The organism is Arthrobacter sp. OV608, from assembly GCA_900110595.1.
Classification (GTDB): Bacteria; Actinomycetota; Actinomycetes; order Actinomycetales; family Micrococcaceae; genus Arthrobacter.
In genome coordinates, this window is the sequence record FOEZ01000017.1 from 74983 (window position 1) to 83986 (window position 9004).

Annotated in this window: 7 protein-coding genes and 1 pseudogene; 6 read left to right on the forward strand and 2 right to left on the reverse strand. The window is 67.0% G+C overall.

Annotated features, from left to right (window positions below; genetic code table 11):
- Window positions 1–47 precede the first annotated feature (47 nt).
- On the forward strand, window positions 48–1700 hold the full coding sequence (gene aceB / locus BMX78_RS18285) for a malate synthase A (RefSeq protein WP_091422452.1): 1653 nt from the start codon (window positions 48–50) through the stop codon (window positions 1698–1700).
- Between the two features lie 279 nt (window positions 1701–1979).
- On the opposite strand, the gene BMX78_RS18290 is transcribed toward aceB, so the two are convergent.
- Entirely contained in the window at window positions 1980–3176 is a 1197-nt protein-coding gene (locus BMX78_RS18290) for an MFS transporter (RefSeq protein ID WP_091422456.1), read from the reverse strand.
- Window positions 3177–3316: 140 nt separating this feature from the next.
- Here BMX78_RS18290 and BMX78_RS18295 point away from each other — a divergent pair, with 140 nt between their 5' ends.
- Window positions 3317–4276 (forward strand): D-2-hydroxyacid dehydrogenase family protein, encoded by a 960-nt coding sequence (locus tag BMX78_RS18295; RefSeq protein ID WP_091422460.1) that lies wholly within the window; start codon window positions 3317–3319, stop codon window positions 4274–4276.
- 56 nt (window positions 4277–4332) lie between these two features.
- On the opposite strand, the gene BMX78_RS18300 is transcribed toward BMX78_RS18295, so the two are convergent.
- Window positions 4333–5541, reverse strand: coding sequence for an ROK family transcriptional regulator (locus tag BMX78_RS18300; RefSeq protein WP_286139129.1), 1209 nt, complete (start codon window positions 5539–5541; stop codon window positions 4333–4335).
- 165 nt (window positions 5542–5706) lie between these two features.
- Here BMX78_RS18300 and BMX78_RS18305 point away from each other — a divergent pair, with 165 nt between their 5' ends.
- The 4 genes and pseudogenes from BMX78_RS18305 to BMX78_RS18320 all read left to right on the forward strand — a co-directional run.
- Window positions 5707–6453 (forward strand): sugar phosphate isomerase/epimerase family protein, encoded by a 747-nt coding sequence (locus tag BMX78_RS18305; protein ID WP_091422468.1) that lies wholly within the window; start codon window positions 5707–5709, stop codon window positions 6451–6453.
- On the forward strand, window positions 6450–7574 hold the full coding sequence (locus BMX78_RS18310; protein ID WP_091422473.1) for a Gfo/Idh/MocA family protein: 1125 nt from the start codon (window positions 6450–6452) through the stop codon (window positions 7572–7574). The genes BMX78_RS18305 and BMX78_RS18310 overlap by 4 nt, the downstream gene beginning before the upstream one ends.
- Window positions 7571–8728 (forward strand): Gfo/Idh/MocA family protein, encoded by a 1158-nt coding sequence (locus BMX78_RS18315; RefSeq protein ID WP_091422478.1) that lies wholly within the window; start codon window positions 7571–7573, stop codon window positions 8726–8728. The genes BMX78_RS18310 and BMX78_RS18315 overlap by 4 nt, the downstream gene beginning before the upstream one ends.
- 1 nt (window position 8729) lies before the next feature.
- Window positions 8730–9004: pseudogene (locus tag BMX78_RS18320) on the forward strand (sugar phosphate isomerase/epimerase); the annotation flags it as partial.

Sequence of the window (9004 nt, forward strand, 5' to 3'; positions counted from 1 at the left end):
GGACCATAAGTGATAGGGCATCAGCGGACTTTCAAGGAGTCACTCCAATGAACAGCTTTACTGACAGCTTCACTATTAACGGAATTACCCTGACTGCGCAGCCGATTTGCCGGCAGGACGAGGTTCTTACCCCGGACGCTCTCGAGTTCGTTGCCAGGCTGCACCGGGCTACTGCTGAGCGTCGGCAGGAGCTGTTGCAGGCACGCCGGACCCGCCGTGCTGACATTGCGGGCGGGCAGGATCCCAGGTTCCTGCGGGAGACCGAGGACATCCGCAACGACCCGTCCTGGCGGGTCGCTCCCCCGGCCCCGGGCCTGGAGGACCGGCGCGTGGAGATCACCGGGCCGGTGGACAAGAAGATGACCATCAACGCCCTGAACTCCGGCGCGAAGGTCTGGCTCGCCGACATGGAGGACTCCTCCACCCCCACCTGGCGCAATGTGATCAAGGGCCAGCTGAACCTCACCGACGCCCTGGAACGCCGGATCGACTTCACCAGCCCCGAGGGCAAGGAATACAAACTCCGCCCCGCCGGCGAACTGCCCACCATCGTGGTCCGCCCCCGCGGCTGGCACCTGCCTGAGAAGCACATGCTCATCGACGGCGCCCCGATCGCCGGCGGGATCGTGGACTTCGGACTGTTCTTCTTCCACAACGCCCGCCGCCTCCTGGCCCAGGGCAAAGGCCCGTACTTCTACCTGCCCAAGATCGAAAACCACCTCGAAGCCCGGCTTTGGAACGACATCTTCATCCTCGCCCAGGACCTGCTCGGCATCCCGCAGGGCACCATCCGCGCCACCGTGCTGATCGAAACCATCACCGCAGCCTTTGAAATGGAGGAAATCCTCTACGAACTGCGCGACCACGCCTCCGGCCTGAACGCCGGCCGCTGGGACTACATCTTCTCCCTGATCAAGAACTTCCGCACCCGCGGCCCCCGCTTCGTCCTCCCGGACCGCGGCCAGGTAACCATGACGCAGCCGTTTATGCGCGCCTACACCGAACAACTTGTCCGGGCCTGCCACAAACGCGGCGCCATGGCCATCGGCGGCATGGCCGCAGCAGTCCCTAACCGCAAGGACCCCGAAGCGAATGCCAACGCGTTCGAGAAGGTCCGTGCGGACAAAACCCGGGAGGCCAACGACGGCTTCGACGGCTCCTGGGTGGCGCACCCCGACCTCGTCCCCGTCTGCCGCGAGGTGTTCGACTCCATCCTGGGCGAAAAGACCAACCAGCTGGACCGCACCCGCGAGGACGTCACTCCGGACGACCGGGCCCTGATCAACGTGGCCGCCACCCAGGGCACCATCACCGAACAGGGCATCCGGAACAACATCGAAGTCGGGATCCGCTACATCGAATCCTGGCTCCGCGGCAACGGTGCAGTGGCCATCCACAACCTCATGGAAGACGCGGCCACCGCCGAAATCTCCCGCTCCCAGCTCTGGCAATGGATCTACGCCCGGGCCATCACCGACCACGGCGAAATCATCACCCACCACTGGATCGAGGAGCTGCTCGACGAAGAATTCGCCCGGCTCGAACGCTTCGACGGCGACCGCTTCGAAGACGCCCGCGACATCTTCGAAGAAGTCACCCTCGGCCACGACTTCCCGTCCTTCCTCACCCTGCCCGCCTACGCGCGCTACCTCACCGAAACCCGCGAAAAGGCCACCGTCGAGGAGCTCGCCGCGGTCTGAGTGGCAATAGACTTCCGTCTGCCGGGCCGGCACGCCCTTCGCAACAAGCACCTCCGAAATCCGGAGGGCCGGCCCGGCGACGGAGCATCTCTGAGCGAGTCCGGCGCCGGAACGGCCCCTACCCGCCACGACACCCCCGGACGATCTCTCACTTAATGTGCGAAATCCGCCGACGCTCTCTCACTTTCCAGAAGAAAGTGAGAGAGCGTCGGCCGTTAAGCCGCGTTAAGTGAGAGAGCGTCCGTGGGGGTGGGAAGGCGGACGACGGCGGTCGGCCGGCTATCGCCCCTTCGGCACCCGCCGTACGGAGAGGGTGGACGCGACGAAGAACGTCAGCACCGATGCCAGGATGACCAGCAGGGCCGGTGTCCAGGAACCCGAGACGTCGTGCACATAACCCACCAGCGGAGGAGCCACGGCACCGAAGCAATAGCCCAGCCCCTGGACGGTGGCGGACATCCGGCCGGCGGCAACCTGGTCCCGGGCCAGCTTGATGATGGCGATGAAGATCAGGGTGATTCCCCCGCCCTGGGCCACGCCGCCGAAAACGGACCACAGCCACCAGAGCTCGGGTACCAGCAGGAGGCCCGCGGGCACGGACGTCCACAACACACCCAACGTGACCGCCGTCGTCGTCGTACTGAAATACTTGGCCGCAAACGGCACGCCCAGGCCGCCCACAATGGCGAACACCTGGAACAGGGAGGAGCCTGCGCCCGCACCCGAAGCGGACATGCCGAGTTCGTCGTTAAGGTAGCTGGGCAGCCACGCCGTGACGGCGTAATAGGAGAAGGCCTGGCCGGCGAATGCTGCAGTAAGCCCGGCCGTGGTCCACGCCGAACCGGCCACAGCCGCCGGCCGCTGCCCGTCCGGCACGGGAGCTGCGGAGGGCACAAAGGCTGCACGGAATCCGATGGCGAGCACCCAGCACACGATGGCCGCTACCGCCAGAAGCGCGGTGGACGCGAGCGCGAGCTGCCAGCCCGCGAGTTCGGCCAGCGGCGCCGTGACCATCGAGGTCAGGAAGGATCCGACGTTCAGCGCGGCGGTGTAGACCCCCATCGCAGTGCCCTGCCGCAGCGGCGGAAAGTCGCGGCGAATGATGAGGGGAGCGGCGATGTTGCCGATAGTGATGGCCAGGCCGATCACCACAGTCCCGGCCAGCACCAGCGCAGGACCGCCGGCTGAGCGGATGATGACGCCGGCGAGCACTCCCAGGATGGTCAAGGTCACGGCAAGTTCCGCACCGTACCCGCGGGCCACCAGTGAGGCCAGGGGTGCCGCCAGCGCGAAGCAGAGGACCGGGATACTGGTGAGCAGGCCCAGCACCACCGGCGAGAACCCAAGGTCCGCCTGCATCACGTCCACCACAGGGGCAACGGCCACGAACGGGCCCCGCAGGTTCAGTGCCAGCAGCCCGATACAGGCCAGCAGGATCCAGGTCCGCGGGATCCGGGCCAGGAAAGGGGCGCTCACCAGCTGGGCGTGGGGGTTGGAACTTTTTTCATCACCCTCATTGCTATCACGGGCATAACGCGGGCCAGTCCCCTATTGCCGCGCCGTCCTGCCATACGATGAACATCACTGCCGCAGACTCCGGGACGAAGGACACAGACATGCAGCACCGGCTTGCCATCCTTGACGACTACCAGGGCGTGGCCGACGGCTTCGCCGACTGGTCCTCCCTTGCGGCCGACGGCGTTGCGGTCACCACGTACCGCGAGCCGTTCAGTTCGCCGGATGCACTGGAGTCCGCCCTCGCCGACGCGACAATCATCATTGCCATGCGGGAGCGGACAGCCTTTCCCCGTGAGGTGCTGGAGAAACTCCCCGCCCTTCGGCTCCTCGTCACCACGGGAATGGCCAACGCGTCCATCGACGTGGCCGCCGCTGCCGACCTCGGCATCACGGTCTGCGGCACCCCCGGGTCCCCCACCGCCGCACCGGAACTCACGTGGGCCCTGCTCCTGGCCATCGCCCGCAACATCCCCGCCGAAGACAGTTCGCTGCGCGTCGGGTCGTGGCAACACACAGTGGGGTTCGAACTTGCGGGCAAAACGCTCGGCGTGGTGGGCCTGGGCAAGATCGGCCGCAGGATTGCCGGCTACGGCCAGGCCTTCGGCATGGACGTGCTCGCATGGAGCCAGAACCTCACGGATGAGGCCGCCGCCGAGGCCGGAGTGCGGAAGGTGTCCAAGGAGGAGCTCTTCCGGAATTCCGACGTCGCCACCCTCCACCTGCGCCTGTCTCCCCGTTCGGAAGGCATAGTGGGCGAGCCGGAGCTGAGGCTGCTGGGCCCTGACGGCATCCTGGTGAACACTGCCCGCGGCCCGCTCGTGGACCAGGACGCGCTCGTCCGGGCGCTGGCCGAAGGCTGGATCGCAGGGGCCGCGGTGGACGTCTTCGACCACGAACCCCTCCCGGCAGGCCACCCCCTCCTCACTGCTCCCAACACTGTGCTGTCCCCGCACCTGGGGTACGTGACGCGGGAGAGCTACCGGCAGTTCTACGGCGGGGCGCTGGAGGACGTCAAGGCCTGGCTTGCAGGGTCGCCCGTGCGCGTGATTTCAGCCTAGGGCTGCCGGTCCTCAGCCCGAGGCAGCCAGACGCAGCCAGGGAATTCCGGGGGAGGCTAACCCGCTGCCTGAAGGGTTGCCTCCACGGCAGCCGGGGACAACACGTGCTGCGTGACCATCTGGCTGGCGCCCAAAATGGCCGCCCTGTCTCCGGCCATCGACAGGGAAATCCTCAGGTGGGCTGTGGCCAGGGGCAGCGAGCGCCGATACACCACTTCGCGCACCCCGGCCATGAGGTGCTCCCCTGCCTGGCCCAGGCTCCCGCCGATCACAATGACTGACGGGTTGAGCAGGTTGACCACTGTGGCCAGGACGTCGCCCACGTCGCGTCCGGCCTGGCGAAGGACCTGGATGGCCTGCAGATTTCCCTGCGCCACCAGCCGCAGCACGTCACTGCCCCTGGCGGCCGGCACACCCTGCCGGTCCAGTTCAGCGGCCAGGGCCGGGCCTGAAGCCAGCGCCTCCAGGCAGCCGTAATTGCCGCAACGGCACAGCACGTCGTCGCCGCGCGGGACCCGCACATGGCCAAGGTCGCCGGCGGTGCCGTTGGCGCCGCGCTGCAGCGTCCCGCTGCTGATGATTCCGGACCCCACCCCGGTGGCTACCTTGATGAACAGGAAGTTGTCGTGTTCGGGCCAGTGTGCGGTCCGCTCCCCCAGCGCCATGATGTTCACGTCGTTGTCCACCAGCACCGGAACCGGCAGCGAGCGCTGGACGTAGGCGACGACGTCGAACCCGTCCCAGCCCGGCATGATGGGCGGCTTGACCGGCCGTCCCGTCGCGTGTTCCACGGGCCCCGGCAGGCCGATACCCACTCCGGCCACGTCATCCGCGCTGCGTCCTGCAGCGGCCACGAGCAGCATGCCTTCCCGCATCACGCGGTCCAGCACTGCCTCCGGTCCGTCCGCCACGTCCTGCGCCAGGCGCTGCTCGGCGAGGACCTCGCCGCGAAGGTCCGTGACGGCGACGATGACGTGGGTGGCGCCGACGTCCACTGCCAGCACTACGCGGACGGCGGGGTTGAAGGCAAAGCGCGACGGCGGCCTGCCGCCGCTGGAGTTGGCCTCCCCCGCAGGACCCACCAGGCCGGACGCGATGAGGGCATCGATCCGGGACGCCACGGTGGAGCGCGCCAGCCCGGTGGTCAGGGCCAGTTCGGCGCGGGTGCGTGCCTTGCCGTCACGCAGCAGCTGGAACAGCACGCCGGCCCCGCCCTGGGCAAGGGCAGGCTCAGGCACGGCGCTGCTCCCCGCTGTCTTGGTCATAGGACATAGATAGCACGGCCACTTCTGCATGTCACGCCAGCGACTTTTGCTTGACGCACAGCAAAAGTCATCCTAGCGTTGCAGTAGCCGAAGAATTGTGGCCGGGCCCACTCCCGTGTCCGGATCCATCGCCGCTCCGGAACCTCCCAGAACCAGGAGACTTCAATGTCCTACTCGCTCCAGCTTTACACCTTGCGGAACGCCATCCAGGAAGACCTCCCCGGCACCATCCGGAAAGTCGCGGAGATCGGCTTCACCCAGGTGGAGCCGTACAACTTCGTCGCCACGGCACAGGAACTCGGGGCGGCGCTGCGGGAGAACGGCCTGAGCGCACCGTCCGGCCACGCGCCGCTGCTGAGCCAGGACCAGGACCAGATCTTCGCCGCAGCCAAGGAACTGGGCATCACCACCGTCATCGAGCCGTACATCCCGGCCGAACGCTGGCAGAGCGCCGAAGACGTGCGGGCCACGGCCGCCCTGCTGAACGAGGCGGCAAAGAAGGGCGCCAAATACGGCATCCGGGTGGGATACCACAACCACCAGTGGGAGCTGGAGTCCATCATCGAGGGCCGCACTGCGCTGGAGTACTTTGCAGACCTGCTGGACCCCGAGCTGGTTCTTGAGGTGGACACGTACTGGGTTGCGGTGGGCGGGCAGGACCCGATGGATATCCTGGGCAAGCTCGGAAACCGCGTGAAGTTCATTCATATCAAGGACGGTCCCCTGACCACCGACACCAAGGCCCAGCTTCCGGCCGGCCAGGGCAAAGTGGCCGTGCTGGACGTCATCGCGGCGGCCGCGTCGCTGGAAGTCGGCGTGGTGGAGTTTGACGACTACAGCGGCGACATCTTCGAAGGCATCAACGAGAGCCTGTCGTTCCTGATGGCATCAGGCGAAGGAATCAAGGCATGAGCGCCACCGGTAGAGGCCCGGTAGGCGTTGCCGTCATCGGCGCCGGGAACATCAGCAAACAGTACCTGGACAACCTCACCGTTTTCCCGGACCTCAAGGTGCACGTCATCGCCGACCTGTTCGAGGAAGCGGCCCAGGCGCGGGCCAAGGAGTACGGCATCCCCGAGTGGGGCGGGGTGGAGAAGGCCCTGAACCACCCCGACGTGGACATCATCGTCAACCTGACCATCCCGGCCGCCCACGTGGAAGTGGCCACCGCCGCCGTCAACGCCGGCAAGCACGTCTGGACCGAAAAGCCGTTCTCGCTGGACCGCGAATCCGGCCTGGGCCTGCTCAAGACCGCTGACGCCGCGGGGCTCCGGTTGGGCTGCGCGCCGGATACTTTCCTGGGCGCAGGTTTGCAGACGGCTCTGCGGATCATCCAGCGCGGGGACATCGGCACCCCGCTGACGGCCATGACCACGTTCCAGACTCCCGGCCCGGAATCCTGGCACCCCAACCCGGCCTTCCTCTTCCAGCACGGCGCCGGGCCCCTGTTCGACATGGGTCCCTACTACCTCACCACCCTGGTCCAGGCCTTCGGTTCCATCCGCAAGGTGGCCGCTGTCGGCTCCAAGTCCAAGGACGTCCGCGTGATCGGTTCCGGCCCCAAAGCGGGCGAGGAATTCACGGTGGAGGTGCCCACCCACGTGTCCGCCATGGCCCAGTTCGAGTCCGGCGCGTCCTCCCACGGCGTGTTCTCCTTCGAGTCACCGCGCGTCCGGATGGGATTCGTGGAGATCACCGGTACCGAGGCAACGATCTCGCTGCCGGACCCCAACGTCTTCGACGGCGACATCAAGCTGTGGCGGGCAGGCGACGAGGACTGGACCACCATCCCGGCCACCGGCCCGGCGAACGGCCGAGGCTTGGGCGTCCTGGACATGGCCCGTTCCATCCGTGCCGGGGTCCCCCACCGCGCCACCGGAGAACTGGCCTACCACGTACTTGACGCCATGGTGGCCATCAACGAGTCCATGGGATCCGGCACCTTCGTAGACGTTGCCAGCAACGCGCCGGTATCCCAACCAGTCCCCGAGGACTGGGCCCCCGAAACCTTGACGCTGGGAGAAGGCGCATGACTAACGAGACAAACCAGGCCACTCTGGGAGTGGCAATGATCGGCTACGCCTTTATGGGCAAGGCACACTCGAACGCGTGGCGGAACGTTGCCAGCTACTTCGATGTCCCGGCCATCGAGCAGAAGGTCCTGGTGGGCAGGGACGCCGCCGCCGTTGCGGAAGCCGCCGCCAGGTACGGTTGGAAGGAAACGGCCACGGACTGGCGCACGGTCCTGGACCGGGACGACATCCATATCGTCGATATCTGCGCGCCGGGCTGGATGCACGCCGAAATCGCCATCGCCGCACTCGAAGCCGGCAAGCACGTCCCGTTGGAAAAGCCCCTGGCCAACACGTTGGCCGAAGCTGAGGCCATCACCGCTGCCGCCCAGGCCGCCAGGGCACAGGGTGTGCAGTCGATGGTGGGCTTCAACTACCGCCGCGTCCCGGCCCTGGCCCTCGCGAAGGAACTGGTGAGCGAAGGCAGGCTGGGTAACGTCCGGCAGGTCCGCGCGGCCTACCTCCAGGACTGGCTGGCCGACGAGTCGGCACCGATGACCTGGCGGCTGAGGAAGGAGACCGCCGGTTCCGGGGCCCTGGGAGACATCGCGTCCCATGCCATCGACCAGGTCCTCTTCCTGCTCGGCGACAAGGTCACGGAAGTCTCGGGCCGGCTGCAGACGTTTGTTCACCAGCGGCCCGGCGCGCAAGGGCCGGAAGACGTCACGGTGGACGACGCCGCCTGGGCAACCCTGGCCCTCGTTTCCGGAGCCATCGCCTCAGTGGAGGCCTCCCGTGTGGCCACCGGGCGGAAAAACTCCCTGCAGATCGAAATCTACGGCGATAAAGGCGCCCTCCGCTTCGACCTGGAGAACCTCAACGAGCTTCAGTTCCTGGACGCCACGGCGCCTGCGCGTGAGCAGGGCTTCCGCCGGATCGTGGTCACCGAACCGGAACACCCGTACCTGGACGCCTGGTGGCCCCAGGGTCACATCATCGGCTGGGAGCACACCTTCACGCACCAGATCCGCGACCTCCTGCTGGCCATCGACGGCGGCACCCCGCCCTCGCCGTCGTTCGAGGACGGCCTGGAAGTCCAGCGCATCCTGGCCGCCGTGGAGGAATCCGCCGCCGCCAAGAGTGCCCTCGTCCAACTGCACACCGAAGGAGCCTGACATGTCCCGCCCCTATACCCTGTTCACCGGCCAGTGGGCGGACCTGCCCTTCGAGGAAGTCGCGCGCCTGGCGTCCGGCTGGGGCTACGACGGCCTGGAAATCGCCGTCTCCGGGGACCACCTGGACGCCTGGCGCTGGGACGAACCCGGCTACGTCGACTCCAAACTCGCCGTTCTGGAGAAGTACAACCTGAAGGTCTGGGCCATCTCCAACCACCTCAAGGGCCAGGCCGTCTGCGATGACCCCATCGACTTCCGCCACGAAGCCATCGTCGG

Bases quoted from the DNA above. Each gene is read 5' to 3' on its own strand.
- BMX78_RS18300 (WP_286139129.1), bottom strand. From the start codon at position 5,541: ATGACCAAGACAGCGGGGAGCAGCGCCGTGCCTGAGCCTGCCCTTGCC.
- aceB (WP_091422452.1), top strand. From the start codon at position 48: ATGAACAGCTTTACTGACAGCTTCACTATTAACGGAATTACCCTGACT.
- BMX78_RS18305 (WP_091422468.1), top strand. From the start codon at position 5,707: ATGTCCTACTCGCTCCAGCTTTACACCTTGCGGAACGCCATCCAGGAA.
- BMX78_RS18295 (WP_091422460.1), top strand. From the start codon at position 3,317: ATGCAGCACCGGCTTGCCATCCTTGACGACTACCAGGGCGTGGCCGAC.
- BMX78_RS18315 (WP_091422478.1), top strand. From the start codon at position 7,571: ATGACTAACGAGACAAACCAGGCCACTCTGGGAGTGGCAATGATCGGC.
- BMX78_RS18310 (WP_091422473.1), top strand. From the start codon at position 6,450: ATGAGCGCCACCGGTAGAGGCCCGGTAGGCGTTGCCGTCATCGGCGCC.